19 protein-coding genes are annotated in these 21,514 nt (G+C 69.9%); 8 read left to right on the top strand and 11 right to left on the bottom strand.

Annotated features, from left to right (window positions below; genetic code table 11):
* Positions 1–237: 237 nt before the first annotated feature.
* A complete protein-coding gene (locus SZ55_RS14190) occupies positions 238–1,521 on the top strand; it encodes a sigma-54-dependent transcriptional regulator (protein WP_044407070.1) in 1,284 nt (427 codons plus the stop codon).
* 6 nt (positions 1,522–1,527) lie between these two features.
* On the opposite strand, the gene SZ55_RS14185 is transcribed toward SZ55_RS14190, so the two are convergent.
* On the bottom strand, positions 1,528–2,415 hold the full coding sequence (locus tag SZ55_RS14185) for a pseudouridine synthase (protein ID WP_044407069.1): 888 nt from the start codon (positions 2,413–2,415) through the stop codon (positions 1,528–1,530).
* A 285-nt stretch (positions 2,416–2,700) separates the two neighbouring features.
* Between SZ55_RS14185 and SZ55_RS14180 the strand changes: the two genes are divergently transcribed.
* Positions 2,701–3,045, top strand: coding sequence for an I78 family peptidase inhibitor (locus tag SZ55_RS14180; protein WP_044407066.1), 345 nt, complete (start codon positions 2,701–2,703; stop codon positions 3,043–3,045).
* 28 nt (positions 3,046–3,073) lie between these two features.
* Here the strand turns inward: SZ55_RS14180 and SZ55_RS14175 are convergent, their stop codons facing one another.
* A complete protein-coding gene (locus SZ55_RS14175; protein WP_044407063.1) occupies positions 3,074–3,919 on the bottom strand; it encodes an EamA family transporter in 846 nt (281 codons plus the stop codon).
* A 515-nt stretch (positions 3,920–4,434) separates the two neighbouring features.
* Positions 4,435–5,421, bottom strand: a complete 987-nt coding sequence (locus tag SZ55_RS14170) for a cyclase family protein (RefSeq protein WP_044407060.1) — start codon at positions 5,419–5,421, stop codon at positions 4,435–4,437.
* A 100-nt stretch (positions 5,422–5,521) separates the two neighbouring features.
* Here SZ55_RS14170 and SZ55_RS14165 point away from each other — a divergent pair, with 100 nt between their 5' ends.
* Positions 5,522–6,412 carry a LysR family transcriptional regulator gene (locus SZ55_RS14165; RefSeq protein WP_044407057.1) on the top strand — a complete coding sequence of 297 codons (891 nt, stop codon included), beginning with the start codon at positions 5,522–5,524 and terminating at the stop codon, positions 6,410–6,412.
* A 490-nt stretch (positions 6,413–6,902) separates the two neighbouring features.
* Here the strand turns inward: SZ55_RS14165 and SZ55_RS14160 are convergent, their stop codons facing one another.
* Together SZ55_RS14160 and SZ55_RS14155 are read right to left on the bottom strand one after the other, a co-directional pair.
* Positions 6,903–7,274 carry a YidH family protein gene (locus SZ55_RS14160; RefSeq protein ID WP_044407054.1) on the bottom strand — a complete coding sequence of 124 codons (372 nt, stop codon included), beginning with the start codon at positions 7,272–7,274 and terminating at the stop codon, positions 6,903–6,905.
* A 70-nt stretch (positions 7,275–7,344) separates the two neighbouring features.
* Positions 7,345–8,772 (bottom strand): mechanosensitive ion channel family protein, encoded by a 1,428-nt coding sequence (locus SZ55_RS14155; protein ID WP_044407098.1) that lies wholly within the window; start codon positions 8,770–8,772, stop codon positions 7,345–7,347.
* Between the two features lie 136 nt (positions 8,773–8,908).
* Between SZ55_RS14155 and mltA the strand changes: the two genes are divergently transcribed.
* On the top strand, positions 8,909–10,054 hold the full coding sequence (gene mltA / locus SZ55_RS14150; protein ID WP_236692419.1) for a murein transglycosylase A: 1,146 nt from the start codon (positions 8,909–8,911) through the stop codon (positions 10,052–10,054).
* A gap of 54 nt (positions 10,055–10,108) precedes the next feature.
* Here mltA and fahA read toward each other — a convergent pair whose 3' ends face one another.
* A complete protein-coding gene (gene fahA, locus SZ55_RS14145; RefSeq protein ID WP_044407051.1) occupies positions 10,109–11,404 on the bottom strand; it encodes a fumarylacetoacetase in 1,296 nt (431 codons plus the stop codon).
* 3 nt (positions 11,405–11,407) lie between these two features.
* Positions 11,408–12,712, bottom strand: a complete 1,305-nt coding sequence (gene hmgA, locus SZ55_RS14140) for a homogentisate 1,2-dioxygenase (RefSeq protein WP_044407048.1) — start codon at positions 12,710–12,712, stop codon at positions 11,408–11,410.
* Between the two features lie 102 nt (positions 12,713–12,814).
* Between hmgA and SZ55_RS14135 the strand changes: the two genes are divergently transcribed.
* The gene (locus SZ55_RS14135; RefSeq protein WP_044407045.1) at positions 12,815–13,603 is read left to right on the top strand and encodes an IclR family transcriptional regulator; all 789 of its coding nucleotides are present in this window, start codon (positions 12,815–12,817) and stop codon (positions 13,601–13,603) included.
* Between the two features lie 133 nt (positions 13,604–13,736).
* Here the strand turns inward: SZ55_RS14135 and hppD are convergent, their stop codons facing one another.
* From hppD to SZ55_RS14120, 3 genes are all read right to left on the bottom strand, one after another.
* Positions 13,737–14,813 (bottom strand): 4-hydroxyphenylpyruvate dioxygenase, encoded by a 1,077-nt coding sequence (gene hppD / locus SZ55_RS14130; RefSeq protein WP_044407042.1) that lies wholly within the window; start codon positions 14,811–14,813, stop codon positions 13,737–13,739.
* 164 nt (positions 14,814–14,977) lie between these two features.
* A complete protein-coding gene (gene maiA / locus SZ55_RS14125) occupies positions 14,978–15,613 on the bottom strand; it encodes a maleylacetoacetate isomerase (protein ID WP_044407039.1) in 636 nt (211 codons plus the stop codon).
* 139 nt (positions 15,614–15,752) lie between these two features.
* Positions 15,753–17,111: an MBL fold metallo-hydrolase RNA specificity domain-containing protein gene (locus SZ55_RS14120; RefSeq protein ID WP_044407036.1), complete on the bottom strand. Its 1,359-nt coding sequence runs from the start codon at positions 17,109–17,111 to the stop codon at positions 15,753–15,755.
* A 160-nt stretch (positions 17,112–17,271) separates the two neighbouring features.
* Between SZ55_RS14120 and SZ55_RS14115 the strand changes: the two genes are divergently transcribed.
* From SZ55_RS14115 to lapD, 3 genes are all read left to right on the top strand, one after another.
* A complete protein-coding gene (locus tag SZ55_RS14115; protein WP_044407034.1) occupies positions 17,272–18,102 on the top strand; it encodes a TlpA family protein disulfide reductase in 831 nt (276 codons plus the stop codon).
* A 77-nt stretch (positions 18,103–18,179) separates the two neighbouring features.
* A complete protein-coding gene (lapG, locus tag SZ55_RS14110) occupies positions 18,180–18,878 on the top strand; it encodes a cysteine protease LapG (protein WP_082078233.1) in 699 nt (232 codons plus the stop codon).
* A 10-nt stretch (positions 18,879–18,888) separates the two neighbouring features.
* A complete protein-coding gene (gene lapD / locus SZ55_RS14105; RefSeq protein ID WP_044407031.1) occupies positions 18,889–20,826 on the top strand; it encodes a cyclic di-GMP receptor LapD in 1,938 nt (645 codons plus the stop codon).
* Positions 20,827–20,832: 6 nt separating this feature from the next.
* On the opposite strand, the gene flgA is transcribed toward lapD, so the two are convergent.
* Positions 20,833–21,504, bottom strand: a complete 672-nt coding sequence (flgA, locus tag SZ55_RS14100) for a flagellar basal body P-ring formation chaperone FlgA (protein ID WP_160298840.1) — start codon at positions 21,502–21,504, stop codon at positions 20,833–20,835.
* Between the last annotated feature and the right edge of the window lie 10 nt (positions 21,505–21,514).

Raw genomic sequence — 21,514 nt, 5'->3', positions numbered from 1 at the left:
CTTATTGGAATTCGTACGTTATGCCAATCAATTCCTAGGTTGGCAAGGTGCTATTACCTTCGTTTGTAAGGGCTATTTCCTGCGGGTATTCACGGCTCTTTCCTTCATAGCTTTTCGCGATAGCAGTTATGGAGAAGGGTTCCATGACGCGTCAAAGTTCTTGCTAGCGTTACGGATAGACGCGCCAACACGTTGTTTTTATTGAATAATTCAAAAAATTGGCGCCAAGGACGGGATATGTTGGAAAACATCACCCAGACCCCGAAACGCCTTCTCCTGATCGACCCCTGCGACGAGTGCCAACGGCTGATGCCCAGGCTCCAGGCCAGCGGCTGGACGGTGGAAAGCCGGGAGCTGCGCCAAGGCTCCGAGCCTGGCTGCGACGTGGGCCTGGTGCGCCTGCGCCGCGAGCACCTGGACCACCCGGAACGCATCCGGGCGCTCATCAGCCGCAGCGGCACCGAGTGGATCGGCCTGCTGGGGCCGGACATGGCCCGCCAAGAACAGGCCGAGGACTTCGCCGGGGAGTGGTTCTTCGACACCCTGCCGATGCCGGTGGATGCCGGCCGCCTGCAGGGCCTGCTGGGGCGGGCGTTCGGCATTGCGCGGCTGCGCGGGCAGGTGGGGCGCCCGCGCGGCGAGCCGGAGCTGGTGGGCCAGAGCCGGCCCCAGCGGGAGCTGCGCAAGCAACTGGCACGACTCGCCGGGCAGGAGCGCCCGGTGCTGGTGCTGGGGGAAAGCGGCACCGGCAAGGAGCTGGTGGCGCGCACGCTGCACCGCACCTCGCGGCGGGCCGAGGCGCCGTTCGTGGCCTTCAGTTGCGGGGTGCGCGGCGAACCGGAAGAGGAGCGCGCGCTGCTGGGGGAGGGTGGGGCGGTGGAGGCGGCCAACGGCGGCTGCCTGTTCCTCGACTCGGTGGCGGAGCTGCCGCTGCTGACCCAGCAACGCCTGCTATTGGCCCTGCGCAGCCGTCGCCTGCGCCGGGCAGGCGGTTGGCTGAGCCTGGATGTGCGCCTGCTGGCGGCCACCGACCGGGACCTGGAGCTGCTGGCCGAACAGGGCCGCTTCCTGCCGGAGCTGTACCAGTGGCTGTCCAGCCATACGGTGCGGCTGACCCCGCTGCGCCGCCGCCAGGGGGACATCGCCCTGCTGGCCGAGCACTTCCTGGCGCAGTACGCCATGGCCACCCACGGCCGCCCCCGGCACTTCAGCGAGGAGGCGCTCACCGCGCTGGTGCGCCACCACTGGCCGGGCAATGTGCGTGAGCTGGCCGGGCGGGTGCGCCGGGGCTATGCATTGGCGGAGGGCGTGCAGGTGGAGGCGGCGGACCTGGGGCTGCACAGCGCGCCGGCCGATGGCGGGGTGATCGGCACGCTGGAGGACTACAAGCGCCGCGCGGAGTACCAGGCGCTGTGCGATGCCCTGGCGCGCTACGGCAACAACCTGAGCCTGGCGGCACGGGTGCTGGGCATCTCCCGACCGACCTTTTATCGGCTGCTGCACAAGCACCAGTTGCTGTAGGGCACTTCAGTCCAGCGGCAGCAGCTGCAATTCGCTCTCGAACTGCAGGTCGCGGCCGCTCAGCGGATCGCGGAAGGCCAGGGCGCGGGCCAGCAGTTGCAGGGGGCGGGCGTGGTCGTCGTGCTGGTCACGGGCGTCCAGCAGCTCGGGGTAGAACAGGTCATGGAGGATGCCGGCGCCCAGCCCGGCCATCTGCACCCGCAACTGGTGCTTGCGTCCGGTGACCGGGTAGAGCGCATAGCGCCAGTGCCGGCTGCCGCGTTCGATCACCTCCAGGCGGGTTTCGCTGTTGGGCGGCCCGTCCGTCTCGCACATGCGGAAGAACGGCTCGCCCGGCTCCAGGCGCGTGCGTCGCACCAGGGGGAAGTCCAGCTGCGGCAAGGGCGCGGCCACGGCCTCGTAGCGCTTGTGCACCTCGCGCTCGCGGAACAGCGCCTGGTAGGCGCCCCGCGTGCTCGGCTCGCAGGAGAACAACACCAGCCCGGCGGTGTGCCGGTCGATGCGGTGGATGGGCACCAGGTGCGGGTTGCCCAGGCGCTTGGTGAGGCGCGCCTGGAGCGTCTGCTCGACGTATTCCCCGGCGGGCATCACCGGCAGGAAGTGCGGCTTGTCGGCCACCACCAGGTGATCGTCCTGGTAGAGCACGCGCTCCTCGAAGGGAATGTCGCGCTCCTGGGGCACCTCGCGGAAGTAGCGCACCAGCTCGCCGGCCCGGTACGGCGTATCGGCATCCAGCGCGTGGCCGTCGGCATCGGTCACCCGGCCCCGGGCCAGGCGGTCGAGCCAGGTGGCGCGGTCGATGGCGGGGAAGCGCGCGCACAGGCCGTCCAGCAGCGTCGACCAAGGGCCGGGCGGTAGGCGCAGGGTGCTGGGGCGTACGTTGGGGCTGGGCATGGCCGTCTCGGGGCGTCGGGGCGGGCGCGCATTAGGCCGCAGCCGCTGGCGCCGGTCAAACCCGGCGGACGGGCGCCGGGCGTGGGCTGCAGGGCGCGCCGGCCGTGGGCCGGGTGTGATGGGCTGCGGTATTTCGCCCAAGGGGCTCCCGGCAGGGCGCCGGGCTCAGGCTACAATGCCCGACCCGCCGGGGAACGGCGGCCGTCGCAGCAGGTCGGATGCTCGCGCTCGGCGCCCGTCCCGGCCACCCGGATTCGGCTTTGCCTTCAACAAGAGGAACGCAGTATGTCTCGCACTTCCATCACCCTCGGCCTGGCCCTGGCGGCGGCCCTGCTGGCCGGTTGCAGCTCCACCAGCGCCCCGACCGACAAACCTGCCGAGACCAAGGCCGCCCCGGCCACCACCCAGGCGGACCCGACCACCGACGGCCGCTGCTCCTCGGCCCCGGCCCGCGCCCTGATCGGCCAGGCCGCCACCCCGGAGCGCGTCGAAGAAGCCCGCCGTGCCGCTGGCGCCGCTGATGTTCGCGTGCTGAAGCCGGGCAGCGTGATGACCCTGGAGTACAACTCCCGTCGCCTGAACCTGGACACCGACGACGCCAACCTGATCAAGGGCGTCAGCTGCGGCTGACCCCGGGCGGCCCTGCACTGCGGGGCCGCTACCCCAGCTTCATCACCACCACGCCCATCGCGATCACCCCGCACGCCAGCAGCCGCACCGGCGGCATCGGTTCCTTGAGGAACACCCGCCCGATCAGCAGGGCGAACACCACGCTGGTTTCCCGCAAGGCTGAGACCATCGCCACCGGCGCCAGGGTCATCGCCCAGATGACGATGCCGTAGGCCAGCAGCGACATCGCCCCGCCCGCCAGCCCGCTGCGCCAGTAAGGCCCCAGCTGCCGCAATACGCCCGGTCCGCGCTGCACCACGATGGCCACCGCCATCACCGCCCCGTTCACCGCGAACAGCCACACCGCATAGGACAGCGCATCGCCATTGCTGCGTGCGCCCTGGGCATCGGCCAGGGTGTAGCCGGCGATGAAGGCGGCGGTCAGCAGCGAGCAGGTCAGCATGCCCCTGCTCAACCCCACGCCGGTGCGCCCACCACGCCAGGCCATCAGCCAGATGCCCGCCACCAGCGTCAGCAGCCCGGCCAGCTCCGGCAGGCCGAGGCCATCGTTGAGGAACAGCAGCGAGAGCAGCGCCACCAGCAACGGCGAACTGCCCCGGGAGATGGGGTACACCTGGCCAAGGTCGCCGTATTGGTAGGCGCGGGCGAGGAAGTTGTTGTAGCCGATATGCAGCAACGCCGAGAGCGCGATCCACGGCCACGCCGCCGCCTGGGGCACGGCGACGAAGGGCAGGGCGCAGAGCGAGATCAGCCCGGCGGCGAGCTGGATCAGCGTGGCGGTGAGCAGGCGATCGAGGCCAATCTTCAGCAGCGCGTTCCAGCCCGCATGCAGCGCAGCGGCGGCCATCACCACCAGGAATACCGAGGTGTCCAAGGGCGATCTTCCTTGTACCGACGAAGACGCAGCGCCCACCGGGGGCGCCGCCAGGGAGGCGCGATAGTGACACAGCCCGCCAGCCCCTGTGAAACCGCCCCCGGCCTGATGGGCACCCTCCGTAGGATGCGGTGAGCTCAGCGAACCGCATCGCGCCCATGCCATGCGCTGGCAGCACTCGAAGTGCGGGGCGCTCCTCGTAGCCCGGGCTTCAGCCCGGGAAATCGGCGTCAGGCGGGGCCCCGCCGGTGGATGGAAAGAGCGCTATCCACCCTACACCACGGTCGCGTCCGTAGGATGCGGTGAGCTCAGCGAACCGCATCGCGCCCATGCCATGCGCTGGCAGCACTCGGAGTGCGGGGCGCTCCCCGTAGCCCGGGCTTCAGCCCGGGAAATCGGCGTTAGACGGGGCCCCGATGGTGGATGGAAAAAGCGCCATCCCCCCTACCGGAGCGGGCCACGGCACCCGGCCTGATGGGTACGAACCGCATCACGTCCATGGCCTGGCACCCCGTCTACTTGATCGGCAGCGCCACCGGGCGGATCGGGGCGGCGTCGGCACCGCGGAACTTCAGCGAGGCGCCGATGAAGGCGAACTCGTAGACCTTGTCCCGCGACAGGCCTTCCAGGTCCACCAGCTCCATGATCGGCGCGCCCTGCTGGGCCAGCAGGTAGGTGTGCACGGGGATGTAGTTGTCCGGCACCTCGGTGGGGAAGGTCTCGAAGCTGAGGTTGTCCGCCCCCACCACCATGGCGCCGCCGTCCTCGACGAGGAATTTCGCCGCGTCCAGGCTCAGGCCCGGCGGGTTGGTCATGTAGCGCTGGGCGTCCTCGTAGGCGCGCATGCGCCCGGTGCGGATCAGCACCACGTCGCCCTTCTGCAGGCGCACGCCCTGCTTGCCCAATGCCTGCTGCAGGTCCTGGCGGGTGACGCGGTAGCTGTCCGGCAGCAGCTCCACGCCCTTGGCGGCGGGGATGTCGATCAGTACGCCACGGGCGACGATGGGCGGCAGCTTCTCCGCGCCGGTCACGTTCCAGCCGCGGTCGCCCAGGTGGTCGGCGGCGGCGTAGCCGTTCCAGATCTTGCCCTCCAGGCCGAAGTGGTTGAGTGCGTCGATGTGGGTGCCCATGTGGGCGTACATGGACACCGCCGAACCGGTGTAGCTGACGTGGCGGTTCATCGCCTCGCCGACGCCCATCGGGTCGGCCAGCAGGTTGCCGTGGGGCGTGTGGGTCATCCACATCTGGTAGGGCGGGTCGCCCGCCGCCTGCCAGCTGGGCATGCCGATGAAGTACTCCACGGCCAGGTCGTAGGCCTTGCCGCCGCTGAGGCGGCCGAGGATGGCGGCGCGGGACTCGGGGGTGATCAGGTTGAGGCGGCCGATCTCGTCCTTCGGCCCCCAGGGGCTCTTGCCGACCTCCTCGGCGGCGAGGGCGCCCTGGGCCAGGGATAGCAGCAGGGGCAGGGCGGCGAGGCGGGAAAGGGGGCGTGGCAGGTGCATGGCGGTATTCCTTGTGGGTGATGGATGCCGCGATGGTATTTGTCAGCCCTGAAGAGATAATCTCCGCCTCCGCTGAAAGACATTCAACCCAAGGGAAAATATGGACCTGCTCGTTGCCATGCGGACCTTCCGCCGCGTCGTCGAACTCGATGGCTTCAGCAAGGCCGCCGTCGACCTGGGCCAGTCCACCGCCGCGGTGAGCAAGCAGGTGCGCCAGCTGGAGGCGCGCCTGGGCAGCCTGTTGCTGCTGCGCACCACCCGGCGCATGAGCCTCACCGACACCGGGCGCGCCTACTTCGCCGAGTGCTGCCGCCTGCTGGACGAGCTGGATGCCCTTGAGAACGCCACCGCCCTAGGCACCGGGGAGGTGAGCGGGCGCCTGCGGGTCAACGCACCGCTGTCGTTCAGCCTCAAGGTGCTGTCGCCACTGCTGGTGGAGTTCATGGCGCTGTACCCGCAACTGAACGTGGAGCTGACCCTGGACGACCACCTGCTGGACCCGGTCTCCGAGGGCTTCGACGTGTCACTGCGCATCCGCTCCAGCCTGCCCGACTCCAGCCTCATTGCCCGGCGCCTGGGCGAGGTGGAGCAGGTGATCTGCGCGGCCCCCGGCTACCTCGCGGCGCGTGGCACGCCCCGGCAGGTGGAGGACCTGTGCGGCCACGACTGCCTTGCCTACCGCCTGGCCGACAACCCCGGCGGCTGGCGCCTGGACGGCCCCAAGGGGCGCGGCGTGGAGCTGCGTACCCGGCTTTCGGCGGACAACAGCCTGATGCTCGGCGAGATGCTGGTGGCGGGCCTCGGCATCGGCGCGCTGCCGTCCTTCATCGCCAACCCGCTGCTTGCCAGCGGCCAGTTGCAGCGCGTGCTCCCGCAACAGCAACTGGCCCGGCGCACCATCTACGCCCTGTTCGCCAGCAACCGCCACCTGCAGCAGAAGGTGCGGGTGTTCGTCGACTTCCTCGCCGAACGCCTGGCAGGCGAAGCGTAGCCCGGGCTTCAGCCCGGGAAATCGGCGTCAGACGGGGCCTCGATGGTGGATGGAAAAAGCGCCATCCACCCTACCGGAGCGGGCCACGGCCCCCGGCCTGATGGGCACGCCCCGTAGGATGCGGTGAGCTCGGCGAACCGCATCGCGCCGATGCCCTGCGCTGGCACCGCATGTCGCCTCGGAGTGCGGGACGCTCCCCGTAGCCCGGGCTTCAGCCCGGGAAATCGGCGTTAGACGGGGCCTCGCCGGTGGATGGGAAAAAGCGCCATCCCCCTACCGGAGCGGGCCACGGCGCTCGCCTGATGGGCACGCCCCGTAGGATGCGGTGAGCTCAGCGAACCGCATCGCGCCCATGCCATGCGCTGGCACCGCATGTCGCCTCTGAGCGCGGGACGCTCCCCGTAGCCCGGGCTTCAGCCCGGGAAATCGGCGTTAGACGGGGCCTCGATGTACCGGTACAGGCGCCACGGCGCGATGCGGTGGTGTGCCGTCAGGCGTGGCCGAGCAGGAGGAAGACGCCGAGGGCGAGCCCCAGCAGGGCGATGCCGAAGTTGATCAGCGGGCCGGAGTTGACGCTGTAGCCCTCGGGGATCTCGATGGGCCTGAGGGTGCGCAGCACCTTGCGGTACTGCAGCGAGGACCAGCAGGCGCACCAGGCACCGAGCAGCAGCAGGGCCAGGCCGACCCAGTAGGACGCGCAGTTCTGCAGGCTCTGGGCGTGCTCGGGCTGCAGCAGGTGCAGCAGCAGGCCGGTGCGCTCGATGGCGAAACCGAAGGCCATCAACGCGAGGCTGGTGCGGTTCCAGGCGAGCAGGGTGCGCTCGGCGGCGAAGAAGACGCGGGGGTCGTTGAGGTCGGACATCGTCACTCCAGGGCAAGACGGGACCGGGCAAGCCTGCCATGTCCGGGCCGCCACGGCGACCCGGCCGGCTTCAGCGCCGGTGCAGCCAGCTGAGGAAGCCGCCCTTGCGGATGGCGGTGGGTTTCTCGGTCAGCAGGGACTGGCTGGCCTGGGTGCGGAAGGCCTGCAGCTTGTCGAGCGCGGTGCGTACTTCGCTGCGTTGCGCCAGGCAATCGCGGATCTCCGCTGCGTCGATGCGGTACAGCCGGCAGGAGGTGAGGGCAGTGAAGCGGGCGCTGGAGGGCGCGTCGCCGTTGATGCCTTCCTCGCCCATCACTTCGCCCGGGCCCATGCGCCCGGCCTCCAGCCAGCCGTCGCCGTCGGGCAGGGCGGCGGACACCACGCCGCTGCCGATCACCAGGAGCTGCCCGGCCACGTCGCCGCGCTCCAGCAGCACCTGGCCGGCGGGGTGGTCGCTGACGGTCATCAGCCGGGCCAGGCGCTCCTTCTCCTCGTCGCCCAGGGCGCGGAAGACCTTCACCTCGTCCAGCAGCAGGCGCTCGCGCGAGCGCGGGTGTTCGGCCGCTTCGCCCACCCGCTGCAGGCCGGCGGCCTCCAGGTTGCGGTGGGCCAGGTCGAACAGCAGGTTGCGCACGTCCACCTTGCTGGCGCCGGCGCCGATGAAGCCGCTGATCTCGTACTGGTTGACCTCCACGCCGGCGCTTTTCATCGCCACCTTGGGCGCGGGGGTGGCCAGCAGGTCGCGGCAGCCGCGCAGGGTGCGCTCCAGGGCGTCCAGCACCCGGCGCGGGCGGATGCTGGCGGGCACCTCCAGGGTGATGGCCACGCCATGGATCTCCCGCGGGCGGCTGTTGTTGATGATCTTCGCCTTGGCCGCCAGGGAGTTGGGGATCACGGCGGTGCTGCCCTGGCTGGTGAGCAGGTGGGTGGCGCGCCAGTCGATCTCGATGACCTTGCCTTCGAGGCCGTCGATGGCGATGGAGTCGTCCAGTTGGTAGGGGCGGGTGGTGTTGAGGATGATCCCGGAGAACACATCCGCGAGGGTGCTTTGCAACGCCAGGCCGACCACGATGGCCATGGCGCCGGAGGTGGCCAGCAGGCCCTTGACCGGCAGCTGCAGCACGTAGGCCGCCGCCGCCACCAGGGCGAGCAGGAAGATCAGCGCGCCGAGCACGTCCTGCAGCAGGCGCCCGGTGTGGCCGCTGCGGCCGATCAGCACCAGGCCCAGCACCACGGTGAGGGTGCGGGCACCGTACAGCCACCAGAGGATTTCCAGCGCGGTGCCGGCCAGGCCTTCAGCGCTGTCGGCCCCCGGAGGCGGCAGCAGCGGGCTGAGGCCGGCGCTGATCAGCACCCAGCTGTAGAGCAGGAACAGCCCCAGCCGTGCGGCCACGCGCCAGGGCCGCGGGCTGGCCGGCAGCAGGCGCCAGGCGAGGATGTCGAGCAGCAACAGGGCGAGGCCGGCGATCAGCGGATGGCTGGCGATGAGGGTGGGCATGGAGGTCTCGGGGCGATGGCGGCGGTGCGCCAAGATAGCAAGGGCGCCGGGGGTGGCGGCAAGGGGCCAGCGTTTGACGTTGCCGGTGGGCTCCCCCAAGCTGCGCGCTTCTTTTTGCCAGCCAGGAACCCGACGTTTGATCCAGTCCCTTTCCCGCCTGCGCCGCCTGTGGCCCTTCGCCCTGGCTCCCTTCCTGTTGCTCGCCGGCTGCGACGACACCCCGAAACCCGAAGCCCCGGCGCTGCTGCGCTACCAGGGCGTGGCCTGGAGCGACCTGCCGCCGGTGAGCGATGCCGACCTGCTGGCCGGCTTCACTACCTGGCGCTCTGCGTGCGAACGCCTGGCCCGCGACCCGGTGTGGGGCCCGGTGTGTGCCGAGGCCGTGGGTGTCGCGGACGACCCGGCTGCGGTGCGCACCTTCCTGCAGGCGCGCCTGTCGCTCTACAGCCTGCGCTCCGGCGAGGGCGAGCGCGGGCTGATCACCGGCTACTACGAGCCCGTCTACCCGGGCAGCCTGGTCCGCTCCGAACAGATGACGGTGCCGGTGCTGGGCGTGCCGGACGACCTGATCGTGGTGGCGCTGGAGTCCCAGTACCCCGAGCTGAAGGGCAAGCGCCTGCGCGGCCGTCTGGAGGGGCGTGTGCTCAAGCCCTATGACGATGCCGCCACCCTGCGCGAGAAGCCCGATGCCGGTCCGGTGCTGGCCTGGCTGGGTGACCCGATGGACCTGCAGTTCCTGCAGATCCAGGGTTCCGGGCGCATCCGCCTGGAGGACGGCAGCCAGATCCGCGTCGCCTACGCCGACCAGAACGGTCACCCGTACCGTCCGGTGGGGCGCTGGCTGGTGGAGCAGGGCTACCTGAAGAAGGAGGAGGTGAACATGGGCGCCATCCGCGACTGGGCCCGTGCCAACCCGACGCGGGTGCCGGAGCTGCTGGCGAGCAACCCCAGCTACGTGTTCTTCGTCACCCGGCCGGACAGCCCCGAAGGCCCCCGTGGTTCGTTGAACGTTCCGCTGACCGCCGGCTACAGCGTGGCCATCGACCGCAAGGTGATTCCCCTCGGCAGCCTGATGTGGCTGGACACCACCCGCCCGGACGGCACCCCGGTCACCCGCCCGGTGGCGGCCCAGGACACCGGCGGTGCCATCGTCGGGGAAGTGCGTGCCGACCTGTTCTGGGGCACGGGGGATGAGGCGGGCGAGCTGGCCGGCCACATGAAGCAGGACGGCCGCCTGTGGCTGCTCTGGCCCAACGGTGTGCCGTTGCCCGAGGTGAAATAGACGCGGTAGGTAGAGTGAGCACCCCATCCCGCGCCAGGCAGGATGGGGCCGGGCTCAGAGGATGCGGCCGCGGCACTCGCCGAAGCCGATGCGGGGCAGGCCCTCGCGTTCGCACCAGGCCTTGAGGATCACTTCGTCGCCTTTCTGCAGGAAGGTGCGCTGCTCGCCGCCGGGCAGGGCCAGCGGCTGCTTGCCGCCGAAGGTGCTCTCCAGCAGGCTGCCGAAGGCATCCGGCTCGGGGCCGGACAGGGTGCCGGAACCGAACAGGTCGCCCGCTTGCAGCTTGCAGCCGCCCACGGCGTGGTGGGCCACCAGCTGCGCCACGGTCCAGTACATGTGCTGGGTGTTGGAGAGGGCCAGGCGCACCGGGTCGATGCCCTGCTCGCGCATGGCGGCGCTCTGCAGCAGCACTTCCAGCTTGATGTCGAAGGCGCCGTTGGCCTGGTCGGCCGCGTCCAGCAGGTAGGGCAGCGGCTGCGGGTCGCCGGCCGGGCGGGCCGGTTGCGGGGTGCGGAAGGGCTCCAGCGCTTCGGCGGTCACCACCCAGGGCGAAACCGTGGTGGCGAAGTTCTTCGCCAGGAAGGGCCCCAGCGGCTGGTATTCCCAGGCCTGCAGGTCCCGGGCGGACCAGTCGTTGAGCAGGCAGAAGCCGGCGATGTGCTCGGCCGCGCGGCCGATCTCGATGGCTTCGCCCATGGCGTTGCCCTGGCCGATCCAGATGCCCAGCTCCAGTTCGTAGTCCAGGCGCTTGCTGGGGCCGAAGCTCGGCACTTCGGCGCCCGGTGGCAGGGTCTGGCCGTTGGGGCGGTGCACCGGGGTACCGGAGACGCACACGGTGGAGGCGCGGCCGTGGTAGCCGATGGGCACGTACTTGTAGTTGGGCAGCAGCGGGTTGTCCGGGCGGAACAGCCGGCCGACGTTGTTGGCGTGGTGGATGCCTACGTAGAAGTCGGTGTAGTCGCCGATGCGTGCCGGCAGGTGCAGCTGGCAGTCGGCGGCCAGCGGGAGCAGCTCGGCGCCGAGGGCCTCCAGGCGGGCCTGGGCGGGGCTGCCTGCGGCGAGCAGCTCCTGCAACTGGCGGCGCAGGGCGCGGCGGGCGTTGGCGCCGAGGGCGAAGAAGGCGTTGAGGTCTTCGCCGGCGGCGACGCGGGCGGCTTCGGCGGCCTCACCGTCGAACAGGCCGGCCGTGCTGGCGATCTTCAGGTCGAAGATGTGCGCGCCGATGGCAACGCCGCCACGCGGGGTGCCGCCGGCCGGGCTGAAGATGCCCAGCGGCAGGTTCTGCAGGGGGAAGTCGGGGTGGCCGTTGGCCGATTCGATCCAGCTGGTGCGGGTGTCGTGTGAAGTCATCGATCAGATCCTGCCCTTGTCGAAGGTCTTGGCCATGCCGTCCCAGCAGGCATCGTAGTCGCTCTGCAGGGCGGCGCATTCGAGGGCGTAGCGGCTGGGGCGCAGCACGCGGCCGGTCTCGAACATGAAGGCCATGGTGTGGTCGAGCTTGTGGGGCTTGAGCTCGGCGGCGATGGCGGCGGTGGTGCTGGCGTTGTCCGGGCCGTGGGCGCTCATGCAGGTGTGCAGCGAGGCACCGCCGGGGGCGAAGCCGTCGGCCTTGGCATCGTACGCGCCCTGGATGAGCCCCATGAACTCGTTCATCAGGTTGCGGTGGAACCACGGCGGCCGGAAGGTCTTCTCGGCCACCATCCAGCGCGGCGGGAAGATCACGAAGTCGACGTTGGCCATGCCGGGGGTGTCGCTGGGTGAGGTGAGCACGGTGAAGATCGACGGGTCCGGGTGGTCGTAGCTGACCGTGCCGATGGTGTTGAACAGGCGCAGGTCGTACTTGTAGGGCACGTTGTTGCCGTGCCAGGCGACCACGTCCAGCGGCGAATGGCCGAGGGTGGTGGCCCAGAGTTCACCGAGGTACTTCTGCACCAGCACGGTGGGGGCTTCCAGGTCTTCGTAGCGGGCCACGGGGGCGAGGAAGTCGCGGGGGTTGGCCAGGCCGTTGCTGCCGATGGGGCCGAGGTCGGGGATGCGCAGGGCCGCGCCGTGGTTCTCGCAGATGTAGCCCCGGGCACTGGCGTCCAGCAGCTCGACGCGGAACTTCATGCCACGGGGGAGGACGGCGATCTCCAGCGGCTCCACCTCCAGCACGCCCAGTTCGGTGACCAGGCGCAGGCGGCCCTGCTCGGGGACGATCAGCCATTCGCCGTCGGCGTTGAAGAACACCCGCTCCATGGAGGCGTTGGCGCAATAGAGGTGCACGCTGACGCCGCTGGCCTGCTCGGCATCGGCGGTGGCGACCAGGGTCAGCAGACCGTCGAGGAAGTCGGTGCGGGCCTGGGGAATGGGGTGGGGGTTCCAGCGCAGGCGGTTGGGGTTGACCGGGCCCATCTCGCGGCCGGGAATCTGCTTCTCCAGGCGCTCGAAGCGCCGGTGCGCGGCAGAAGGACGGATGCGGTACAGCCAGGTGCGGCGGGCTTCGGCGCGCGGCACGGTGAAGGCGGTGCCGGAGAACTGCTCGGCATACAGGCCATAGGGCGCGCGCTGCGGGGAATTCTGGCCGACGGGCAGGGCGCCCGGCAGGGCCTCGCTGGCGAACTCGTTGTTGAAACCGCTCAGGTAGTGCAGGTCGGAGGAGGGCAGCGCGGGTGACATGGATGGCCTCTGGTTTTTGTAATTGAATTACGGATAACGTAATTTGAAAGGCGGAAGGGGTCAAGCTATAACAGCGGCCTCCTAAGCGAAGCGGGGCAGTGCATGGCCATCCAGAAGGACGACGCCGAGGCGTCCAAGCGACAGAAGGTGCAGGCGGCGGAAGTCGGCACCGAGATCCTCAAGGGCCTGGCCCAGCTGGCGCCGGCCACGTCGCTGTCACGGCTGGCAGAGCACCTGGGCATGCCGGCGGCCAAGGTCCATCGCTACCTCCAGGCGCTGATCGCCAGCGGCTTCGCCGCCCAGGACGCCACCACCAACCACTACGGCCTGGGGCCCGAGGCCCTGTTCGTCGGCCTGGCCGCCATCGGCGGGCTGGATGTGGTGCGTGCGGCCACACCGACGCTGTCGGCCCTGCGCGATGAACTCAACGAGACCTGCTTCCTGGCCGTGTGGGGCAACAAGGGGCCGACGGTGGTGCATGTGGAGCAGCCGCTGCGCGCGGTGACCCTGGTGACCCGCGTGGGCTCGGTGCTGCCGCTGCTGGGCTCCTCCACCGGCCTGGTGTTCGCCAGCTACCTGCCGGAGGCGGAGTTCGCGCCGCTGCGGGACGAGGAAGCGCACCTGCCCGGCGTACCCGATGCCAAGGCCCTGGCGGCCCAGGTCGCGGAGATCCGCGCCAGCGGCCTGCACCACGTGCACGGTTTGCTGATGCCGGGGGTCAACGCGCTGTCCGCGCCGGTCTTCGCGGTCGGCGAGCAGATCGCCGGGGTGATCACGGTGGTGGGGGCCGCCAGTGGCTTCCATGCCGAGACCAGCGGCCGCGCGGCAGCATTGCTGAAGCAGGCGGCCGAAACCATCACCGCGCGGATGGCGGGGGGTCGTCCGGCGTGAGCGAGGGCGTCCCGGTAGGCCTCGTGCAGTTGTAAGGGCGAAGCGCTTTCGCGGTTGAAACCGCTCCCACAGGTGCTGGATGGCAGTCATGAAAAAGCCCGCTTGATGCGGGCTTTCTCGTTAGGGCGATGACTCACTCGGTGGTGAGCACGCCCCGGCGGATCTGGTCGCGTTCGATGGATTCGAACAGGGCCTTGAAGTTGCCCTCGCCGAAGCCGCTGTCGCCCTTGCGCTGGATGAACTCGAAGAACACCGGGCCGAGCAGGGTCTCCGAGAAGATCTGCAGCAGCAGCCGGCGTTCGCCGCCTTCGGAGGTGCCGTCCAGCAGGATGCCGCGTGACTGCAGGGCGTCCACCGGCTCGCCGTGGTTGGGCAGGCGGCCTTCGAGCATCTCGTAGTAGGTGGTGGGCGGTGCGGTCATGAAGCGCATGCCCAGGGCCTTGAGGTTGTCCCAGGTGCTGATCAGGTCGTCGGTGAGGAAGGCCACGTGCTGGATGCCCTCGCCGTTGAACTGCATCAGGAACTCCTCGATCTGCCCGGCGCCCTTGGAGGATTCCTCGTTGAGCGGGATGCGGATCATGCCGTCCGGCGCGGTCATGGCCTTGGAGGTCAGCCCGGTGTACTCGCCCTTGATGTCGAAGTAGCGGATCTCGCGGAAGTTGAACAGCTTCTCGTAGAAGTCCGCCCAGTAGGCCATGCGGCCGCGGTACACGTTGTGGGTGAGGTGGTCGATGATCTTCAGGCCCGCGCCCTTGGGGTTGCGGTCCACGCCTTCGATGAACTCGAAGTCGATGTCGTAGATCGACGAGCCTTCGCCGAAGCGGTCGATCAGGTACAGCGGCGCGCCGCCGATGCCCTTGATCGCCGGCAGGCGCAGTTCCATCGGCCCGGTGGGAATCTCGATGGGCTGGGCGCCCAGGGCCAGTGCACGGGCATAGGCCTGGTGGGCGTTCTTTACGCGGAAGGCCATGCCGCACACGGAGGGCCCGTGTTCGGCGGCGAAGTAGGCGGCCTGGCTCTTGGGCTCGTTATTGAGGATCAGGTTGATCTCGCCCTGGCGATACAGGTGCACGTCCTTGGAACGGTGGGTGGCCACCTTGGTGAAGCCCATGGCGGCGAACACCGGCTCAAGGACGTTGGGGGTGGGGGAGGCGAGTTCGATGAACTCGAAGCCCATCAGGCCCATGGGGTTTTCAAAGATGTCGGCCATGGCATGGCTCCTCGGATCAGGTTGCGGTCGCGCCGCGAAAGGTTGAAGGCGTCTGTCGGTCGATCAAACGCTTCGCGGCGGCGCGCAGGACACCCCGCGCACGCTGCGCGCGAGGTGGTCGCCGATGGTGACCTTGAAAGCGAGGCTCTGCATGGGTGCGCTCCTCAGGCCGGCTTGTCGGCCTGGGCGTCCGGGTGGGCGGCGCGGAAGGCGGGGTGCTCCAGCGCCAGGCGTTCGACCCTCAGGATACGCGGGTAGCCGGAGAGGTCCACGTTGAAGCGGCGGGCGGCGTACACCTGCGGCAGCAGGTAGACATCAGCCATGCCCGGTGCGTCGCCGAAGCAGTAGCCGGTGTCGCCGATCAGCGCTTCCACCGCGGCCAGGCCCTCGCCGATCCAGTGGGCGATCCAGTCGTTGACGGTGGTTTCATCGGCACCCATCTGTCGCAGGCGGTTGAGCACGGCCACGTTGTGCAACGGGTGGATGTCGCAGCCGATCAGCGCCGTCACCTGGCGCTGGCGGGCGCGCTGCAGCGCATCGCCGGGCAGCAGGGCGGGCTCGGGGTAGTGTTCGTCGAGGTATTCGAGGATGGCCGGGGACTGGATCAGCACCGCGCCTTCGTCGGTACGCAGCGCGGGCACGCGGCCCTGGGGGTTGATGGCGCGGTAGGCCGGCTGGCGGTGTTCGCCGCCGTCCTTGATCAGGTTGATCGGGAGCATGTGGACCTCCAGCCCCTTCAGTGCCAGGGCGATGCGTACCCGGTAGGAGGAGGTGGAGCGGTAATAGGTGTAGAGGTCCATGGCAGGCTCTCGCAAGGTCACGCGCCAGTCGGGGAGGCCGCCGACGCTGTTGTTTTCATAATCTATTTACACTCTGCGTAATTTTTCCCGTGACGGCAAGCCCGACGTTGCACCGATTGCCAGGCTTGCCGCCCCGTCCTCATTCGAGGTTCACGCGTTGGCGATGTTCCGCCACCGAGGCCGACCAGCCCAGCTCCTGGGAGATGCGCCGGCGCAGGCAGTCGGCGGCGTCCGGTTCACCGTGGACCACATAGGTGTGCTTCGGCGGCTTGGGCAACTGGCGCAGCCAGTCGAGGATCTCGTCGGCATCGGCGTGGGCGGAGAGGTTTTCCAGCTGGACCACCTCGGCGCGGATGGGCACGTCCACACCGTGGATGCGCACCTTGTCGGCGCCGCCGGCGATCAGCGCGCCACGGGTGCCGCCGGCCTGGTAGCCGGACAGCAGGATGGTGTTGCGCGGGTCGGGCGCCAGGGATTTCAGGTGGTGCAGCACCCGCCCGCCGGTGGCCATGCCGCTGCCGGCGATGATCACCGCCGGGGCGCGCATCTCGTCCAGGCGCTTGGATTCGTCCACCGAACGCACGATGTGCGCCACCTTGCACATGCCCAGGCAGTCCTCGGCGTTGAGCCGGTGCAGGTCGCCGTAGCGCTGGTAGAGCGCGGTCACGTCGGTGGCCATGGGGCTGTTGAGGTAGATCGGCAGATCGGGGATGCGCCCGGCGCGCTTGAGCTTGTCGATCAGGTGCAGCAGCAGCTGCGCTCGGCCCACGGCGAAGGCCGGGACCACGGTGATGCCCCGGCGCAGGGCGGTGCGGGTGATGACCTCGGCCAACTGGTCCTCGGCCATCGTCGGGGTGTGGTGGCGGTTGCCGTAGGTGGACTCCACCAGCAGGTAGTCGGCGGCCTGCAGCGGCTGTGGGGGCAGCATCAGCGCATCGTCGGGGCGGCCGACATCGCCGGAGCAGCCCAGGGTGATGTCGCCAGCACGCAGCTCCACGCTGGCCGCGCCGAGAATGTGGCCGGCCGGGCGCATGGTCACCCGCAGGTCGCCGAGGATGTCCACGCTGCGGTTGAAGGGCAGGGGGCGCAGCAGGCGCAGGGTGCGCTCGGCGTCCTCCTCGGTGTACAGCGGCAGCGCCGGGGCATGGCGGGAGAAACCGTGGCGGTTGGCGAACTCGGCTTCCTCTTCCTGCAGCCGCCCGCTGTCCAGCAGGAGGATGCGCGCCAGCTCGCAGGTCGCCTCGGTGGCGTAGATCGGCCCCCGGTAGCCGGCCTTCACCAGCACCGGCAGGTAGCCGCTGTGGTCCAGGTGGGCGTGGGTCAGCACGATGGCGTCCAGGCGCTGCGGGCGCACCGGGAAGTGGTCCCAGTTGCGCTCGCGCAGCTGCTTGTAGCCCTGGAACAGCCCGCAGTCCACCAGCAGTCGCTTGCCGTTGTGGTCCAGCAGGTACTTGCTGCCGGTCACCGTCCCGGCTCCACCCAGAAAGAACAGGCGCATGGTTTGCCTCCTTGTCGTTGATGCGCTGATTCTGGGGAAGCATAGGTGCTGCGGCGCTGCGCTGGATCAAGTCCGGGCAATGCTTGAAGAGTTGCGCGGTTTGCTGCACGGTGCCGCCCCACCGTCGCCCGTACGACGCCCCAGGCACCCCGGAGACCCCATGCTGACCCTCACCCTCGGGCCTTTCACCCTGGCGCTTTCGCACCTGCTTATCCTCGCCAGCCTGCTGCTGGCCACCGTCGTTGGCGGGTGGCTGGGGCGGCGCAGCGGGCACAACCCCGAGGCGGCGCTGTTCAACCTGCTGCTGGTGGCGCTGGTGGGCGCGCGCCTGGCGTTCGTCGTCGCCTATGCCGAGCACTTCCGCGAGGCCCCCTGGCAGGTGCTGGACATCCGCGACGGTGGCTTCATCGCCTGGCCCGGCGTGCTGGCAGCCCTGGCGCTGGCCGGCTGGCTGCTCTGGCGGCGCCCGCCGCTGCGCCGGCCCCTGGGCGTCGCGCTGCTCAGCGGGCTGCTGCTGTGGGGCATGGGGCAGGCGCTGATGCAGGCCCTGGAGCGCGGCACCCGCCTGCCCCCGGTGGCCCTGCAGGACCGCGAAGGCCGACCGGTGCGGCTGGAGGACTACCAGGGCCAGCCGCTGGTGGTGAACCTCTGGGCCACCTGGTGCCCGCCCTGTCGCCGCGAGATGCCGGTGCTCGCCACTGCCGCCCAGCAGCATGCCGACGTGCTCTTCCTGTTCGTCAACCAGGGCGAGGATGCCGAAACGGTCCGCCACTACCTGGCCAAGGAGGGGCTCACCCTCGGCCACGTGCTGCTGGATGGCGGCACCCGGCTGGGGCAGCGGGTCGGCTCCCGCGCGCTGCCCACCACGCTGTTCTTCGATGCCGAGGGGCGCCAGGTCGGCAGCCACCTGGGCGAGTTGTCCCAGGCCAGCCTGGTCCAGGCCCTGGGCGTGCTGAAGCGCGACGTACCCCCCGCCGACGCCGCGCCGTAGCGGCACAACGCCATTGAGTTTTCCGCCCTGAATCCGCACCATGCGCGCCGGGTTTTCAGGCCTGGTGGTCGGTGGCGATGGTGCAAGGCAGTGGACGGACCGTGGGCAGGGCAAGGGGGTGGCGCACGCTGGCGCTGGCCGCGCCATGCCTGCTGGCGTTGCTGGCCGGTGCACTCCACGCCGATTGGGATTTCGCCCTCATCAGCCGCCGTGCCGAAGCCCTCTATGGCCCCCTCGGTCCCGGCAAGGCCCGGGTCGATGAATGGCAGGCCCTGCTGGGCCGCCTGGCCGGCGCCGACGAGAAGAAGCAGCTGGAAGAGGTGAACCGCTTCTTCAACGCCAAGCTGCGCTTCACCGACGACCTCGCCACCTGGGGCCAGGTGGACTACTGGGCCACCCCGGTGGAGGCGCTGCGCAAGGGCGCCGGCGATTGCGAGGACTACGCCATCGCCAAGTACATCAGCCTGCGCCACCTCGGCGTGCCCAGCGAGAAATTGCGCATCACCTACGTCAAGGCCCTGCGCCTGAACCAGGCGCACATGGTGCTGACCTACTACGCCCGGCCCGACGCCGTGCCCCTGGTGCTGGACAACCTGGTGGGCGGCATCCTGCCGGCCAGCCAGCGCAGCGACCTGCTGCCGGTGTACGCCTTCAACGCCGAGGGCCTGTGGCTCGCCGGCAAGGGCGGCAAGCAGGTGGGGGATTCCAAGCGGCTGTCACGCTGGCAGGACCTTTTGAAGAAGATGAAAGCCGAAGGCTTTCCCACGAGCGAATAGCGGAGTCCGGATGTCCCTGTTCAAACAACTGTTGATCGCCATCTGCCTGTTCCTGGTCGTCGCCTTCAGCGGCAGCTTCATGGTCAGCCTGGAAAGCTCCCGGGAGCAGTACGAGAACCAGCTGCGTTCCCACGCCCAGGACGCCGCCACGGCGCTGGGCCTGTCGCTGACGCCGCACATCGACGACCCGGCGATGGTGGAGCTGATGGTCAGCTCGATCTTCGACAGCGGCTATTTCGAGCGCATCCGCGTGGTCGACACCGCCACCGGCCAGGTGATGGTGGAGCGCACCGGCGTGCCGGACGCGGTGGCGGCCAACGTCCCGCAGTGGTTCGTCGCCCTGGTGGGGCTGCAGTCCGCCGGGGGTGACGCCATCGTCAGCCGTGGCTGGACCCAGGCCGCACGGGTCGAGGTGCAGAGCCACCCGATGTTCGCCATCGCCAAGCTCTGGCAGACCGCCCTGGGCACCCTCGGCTGGCTGCTGGTCTGCGGCCTGGCCAGCGCCGGCCTGGGCGCCGTGCTGCTGCGTCGCCAGCTCAAGCCGCTGGACTACATGGTCGAACAGTCCCACGCCATCGCCCGCCGCGAGTTCCTCAGCCTGCCGCAACTGCCGCGCACCCCCGAGCTGCGCCGGGTGGTGCAGGCCATGAACCAGATGGTGGAGAAGCTCAAGGCGTTGTTCCAGGAACAGGCGGAACGCAGCGAGCGGCTGCGCGACGAGGCCTACCAGGACAGCCTCACCGGCCTCGGCAACCGCCGCTATTTCGAACTGCAGCTGCAGGACCGCCTGGGCAGCGACGAGCGCGCCTGCAACGGCTACCTGCTGCTGCTGCGGGTCAACGACCTCGCCGGCCTCAACCAGCGCCTCGGTGGCCCGCGCACCGACCAGTTGCTCAAGGCCGTGGCCGAGCAGCTCAAGCGCGCTGGCGCCGGCTTCCCCCTGGCTCGCAGCCGGGGTGGCGAGTTCGTCCTGCTGGGTGCGGGGCTGACCCGCGAGGAGGCCGAGCACCTGGCCGAGCGCCTCGACGCTGCACTGGTCAGCCTGGCCGAGACCGGTGCCACCGACAGCCTGCCGGTGGCCCACATCGGCCTCGCGCCCTTCGCCCCGGGCGAGGCCCAGGACGAACTGATGCGCCTGGCCGACGAGGCCCTGGCCCGCGCCGAGCGCGAAGGCGGCCAGGCCTGGGCCTGCGTCGAGCACAGCGACGCGGCGCAGGGCGGCGAAGACCGCCACACCTGGCACCGCCTGCTGGACGAGGCGCTGGCCGCCCGGCGTTTCGAGCTGTACTTCCAGCCGGTGGTGGACAGCCGCGATCCCCAGCGCGTGCTGCACCACAAGGTGCTCTCGCGCCTGCCGGACGGGCAGGGCGGCAGCATCGCCGCCGGCCGCTTCCTGCCCTGGCTGGAGCGCTTCGGCTGGTCCGCCCGGCTCGACCTGGTGATGCTGCAGCGGGTGCTGGAGCAGATGGCCGGGCACGATCGCCCGCTGGCCCTGAACCTCTCTGGCGCGCTGCTGCGCGACCGCGCCGCCCTGGAGCGCGCCTTCGAGCTGCTGCGCCAGCACCCACAGCTGGGCCCGCGCCTGACCCTGGAGCTGGAAGAGGACCAACTGCCCGACCAGGCCGTGCTGGAGCGCCTCACCCGGCGCCTGCGCGAACTGGGCTTCGCCCTCAGCCTGCAGCACTTCGGTGGGCGCTTCAGCATGATCGGCAACCTGGCCCGCCTGGGCCTGGCCTACCTCAAGGTGGACGGCAGCCACATCCGTGCCATCGACCAGGAGAACGACAAGCGCCTGTTCATCGAGGCCATGCAGCGCGCGGCCAACAGCATCGACCTGCCGCTGATCGCCGAGCGCGTGGAAACCGAAGGGGAACTGGCGGTGCTGCGTGAAATGGGCATCCAGGGCGTGCAGGGCCGGCTCTTCGGCGAACCGGCACCCTGGGCCTGACAGGGCTCAGGGCAGTTGCACCTGCCCCGGGCCCGTCACCTTCGCCTCCAGCGGCTTGCGGCTGGAGGTATTGCGCAGCTTGATGCGCTCGCCCTGGCGGCCATCCTCCAGCGCCTCGGCCTCCACCGAGGCGTTCAGCCCGCCCACCGCCGCCACCACCGTCACCCGCTGCCCACGCCGCACCAGCACCGGCGGCGCCAGGCTCGCCGGGCCGATCACCTGGCCCGCGCGCAGGCTGCGCCGGGCGCTCTGGCCGACCACCTCTGCCGGGGTCTGGTAGAAGCCCCGGCGCAGGCGCTCCAGCGGCATGACCTTGCGCTCCAGCTGGCGCGCCTCCAGCGTCGCGTTGCGCTCGATGGCGACGCGACTGACCAGCACCGGCAGGCGCACGCTGGCCTGGCTCACCACCACCCGCTGCCAGCCTTCCGGGCACTTCACCCGGTAGCGCTGGCGTGCCAGCGGGTCGGGCAGGGTCGCTTCCGCCGTCACTGACAGAGGCCCGCTGCAGGGCTTCAGCGACGCGGTTTCTCCCAGCACCTGGCTTTCCAGTGTGTGCTCCAGGCCTTGCCAGCCCTTGCTGAGTGCGAGCGCGTCGAGGCGCGCGTCCTGCTGCTGGGCGACCGCTTCCAGCACCTGGCTGGCGACCTTGGTGTCGGCCTGGGCACAGGGCGCGACCACGCCCGCGAGC

The sequence above is a fragment of the Pseudomonas sp. FeS53a genome, assembly GCF_000931385.1.
Taxonomy (GTDB): Bacteria; Pseudomonadota; Gammaproteobacteria; order Pseudomonadales; family Pseudomonadaceae; genus Metapseudomonas; species Metapseudomonas otitidis.
Note: the sequence above shows the minus strand (reverse complement) of the source record. Positions and strands in the feature narration are given on the sequence as shown.

Excerpts from the sequence above, each read along its gene's own strand:
- SZ55_RS14190 (WP_044407070.1), top strand. The coding sequence starts at position 238 with ATGTTGGAAAACATCACCCAGACCCCGAAACGCCTTCTCCTGATCGAC.
- SZ55_RS14185 (WP_044407069.1), bottom strand. The coding sequence starts at position 2,415 with ATGCCCAGCCCCAACGTACGCCCCAGCACCCTGCGCCTACCGCCCGGC.
- SZ55_RS14180 (WP_044407066.1), top strand. The coding sequence starts at position 2,701 with ATGTCTCGCACTTCCATCACCCTCGGCCTGGCCCTGGCGGCGGCCCTG.
- SZ55_RS14170 (WP_044407060.1), bottom strand. The coding sequence starts at position 5,421 with ATGCACCTGCCACGCCCCCTTTCCCGCCTCGCCGCCCTGCCCCTGCTG.
- SZ55_RS14165 (WP_044407057.1), top strand. The coding sequence starts at position 5,522 with ATGGACCTGCTCGTTGCCATGCGGACCTTCCGCCGCGTCGTCGAACTC.
- SZ55_RS14160 (WP_044407054.1), bottom strand. The coding sequence starts at position 7,274 with ATGTCCGACCTCAACGACCCCCGCGTCTTCTTCGCCGCCGAGCGCACC.
- SZ55_RS14155 (WP_044407098.1), bottom strand. The coding sequence starts at position 8,772 with ATGCCCACCCTCATCGCCAGCCATCCGCTGATCGCCGGCCTCGCCCTG.
- fahA (WP_044407051.1), bottom strand. The coding sequence starts at position 11,404 with ATGACTTCACACGACACCCGCACCAGCTGGATCGAATCGGCCAACGGC.
- hmgA (WP_044407048.1), bottom strand. The coding sequence starts at position 12,712 with ATGTCACCCGCGCTGCCCTCCTCCGACCTGCACTACCTGAGCGGTTTC.
- SZ55_RS14135 (WP_044407045.1), top strand. The coding sequence starts at position 12,815 with ATGGCCATCCAGAAGGACGACGCCGAGGCGTCCAAGCGACAGAAGGTG.
- hppD (WP_044407042.1), bottom strand. The coding sequence starts at position 14,813 with ATGGCCGACATCTTTGAAAACCCCATGGGCCTGATGGGCTTCGAGTTC.
- maiA (WP_044407039.1), bottom strand. The coding sequence starts at position 15,613 with ATGGACCTCTACACCTATTACCGCTCCACCTCCTCCTACCGGGTACGC.
- SZ55_RS14120 (WP_044407036.1), bottom strand. The coding sequence starts at position 17,111 with ATGCGCCTGTTCTTTCTGGGTGGAGCCGGGACGGTGACCGGCAGCAAG.
- SZ55_RS14115 (WP_044407034.1), top strand. The coding sequence starts at position 17,272 with ATGCTGACCCTCACCCTCGGGCCTTTCACCCTGGCGCTTTCGCACCTG.
- lapG (WP_082078233.1), top strand. The coding sequence starts at position 18,180 with ATGGTGCAAGGCAGTGGACGGACCGTGGGCAGGGCAAGGGGGTGGCGC.
- lapD (WP_044407031.1), top strand. The coding sequence starts at position 18,889 with ATGTCCCTGTTCAAACAACTGTTGATCGCCATCTGCCTGTTCCTGGTC.